At 53.2% G+C, this 1,813-nt stretch carries 1 rRNA gene; it reads left to right on the plus strand.

Annotation, left to right across the window (positions count from 1 at the left end):
• Window positions 1–1,810, plus strand: a 23S ribosomal RNA gene (locus HMPREF3149_RS05250); the annotation flags it as partial.
• Window positions 1,811–1,813: the final 3 nt, after the last annotated feature.

Raw genomic sequence — 1,813 nt, forward strand, 5'->3', positions numbered from 1 at the left:
TTGGGTAGGGGAGCGTCGTGCATGTGTTGAAGCGTTACCGTAAGGAGGCGTGGAGTGTGTGCGAGTGAGAATGCAGGCATGAGTAACGAATTGGAAGGTGAGAATCCTTCCCGCCGGATGACTAAGGGTTCCTGGGTCAAGTTCGTCTTCCCAGGGTGAGTCGGGACCTAAGGCGAGGCCGACAGGCGTAGTCGATGGATAACCAGTTGATATTCTGGTACCCGTATGTCCGCGCCCATGATAAAGCACTGATACTAACCACCGCGGATATGATTGATGTGTTCTTTGAGCACGTTGGTTGTTGATGTCGTGGGGCCTGATGTGTGGTTCAAGTGATGGGGTGACACAGAGTAGTAGCCATGCCGCTTAGTGGATTGTTGGTGTAAGCGTGTGAGGTGGTGTGTAGGTAAATCCGCACACCGTATAGCCTGAGGCGTGATGCGTAGCCCGATTGGGGTGAAGTTGGTGATCTAGTACTGTCGAGAAAAGCCTCTAGCGATGTGGATGTATGGCCCGTACCCTAAACCGACACAGGTGGTCAGGTTGAAAATACTAAGGCGTTCGGGTGAACTGTGGTTAAGGAACTCGGCAAAATGCCCCCGTAACTTCGGAAGAAGGGGGACCACACGACTTAAACCAGTCTGTGCGCTGGTGGTGGGTTGTGGGGTCGCAGAGAATAGAGGGAAGCGACTGTTTATCAAAAACACAGGTCCATGCGAAGACGTTAAGTTGATGTATATGGACTGACGCCTGCCCGGTGCTGGAAGGTTAAGAGGACCGGTTAGTCAACTTTGTTGGCGAAGCTGAGAATTTAAGCCCCAGTAAACGGCGGTGGTAACTATAACCATCCTAAGGTAGCGAAATTCCTTGTCGGGTAAGTTCCGACCTGCACGAATGGCGTAACGACTTCTCTGCTGTCTCAACCACAGGCCCGGTGAAATTGCACTACGAGTAAAGATGCTCGTTACGCGCGGCAGGACGAAAAGACCCCGGGACCTTCACTATAGCTTGGTATTGGTGTTTGGTTCGGTTTGTGTAGGATAGGTGGGAGACTATGATACGCGTGCGCCAGCACGTGTGGAGTCGTTGTTGAAATACCACTCTGATCGGATTGAGCATCTAACCTTGGCCCATGATCTGGGTTGGGGACAGTGCCTGGTGGGTAGTTTAACTGGGGCGGTTGCCTCCCAAAATGTAACGGAGGCGCCCAAAGGTTCCCTCAGCCTGGTTGGCAATCAGGTATCGAGTGTAAGTGCACAAGGGAGCTTGACTGTGAGACAGACATGTCGAACAGGGACGAAAGTCGGGACTAGTGATCCGGCACCTACTTGTGGATGTGGTGTCGCTCAACGGATAAAAGGTACCCCGGGGATAACAGGCTGATCTTCCCCAAGAGTCCATATCGACGGGATGGTTTGGCACCTCGATGTCGGCTCGTCGCATCCTGGGGCTGGAGTAGGTCCCAAGGGTTGGGCTGTTCGCCCATTAAAGCGGCACGCGAGCTGGGTTCAGAACGTCGTGAGACAGTTCGGTCTCTATCCGCCGCGCGCGTTGAAACTTGAAGAAGGCTGTCCCTAGTACGAGAGGACCGGGACGGACGTACCTCTAGTGTGCCAGTTGTTCCGCCAGGAGCATCGCTGGTTGGCTACGTACGGAAGGGATAACCGCTGAAAGCATCTAAGCGGGAAGCCTGTTTTAAGATGAGGTTTCATTTGAGGTCCCCTACAGACGATGGGGTTGATAGGCCAGACCTGGACACACCGCAAGGTGCGAAGGCTACTGGTACTAATAGACCAAAACAAACACACCAAAC

It is taken from the genome of Corynebacterium sp. HMSC05E07 (assembly GCF_001807225.1).
Lineage (GTDB): Bacteria > Actinomycetota > Actinomycetes > Mycobacteriales > Mycobacteriaceae > Corynebacterium > Corynebacterium singulare.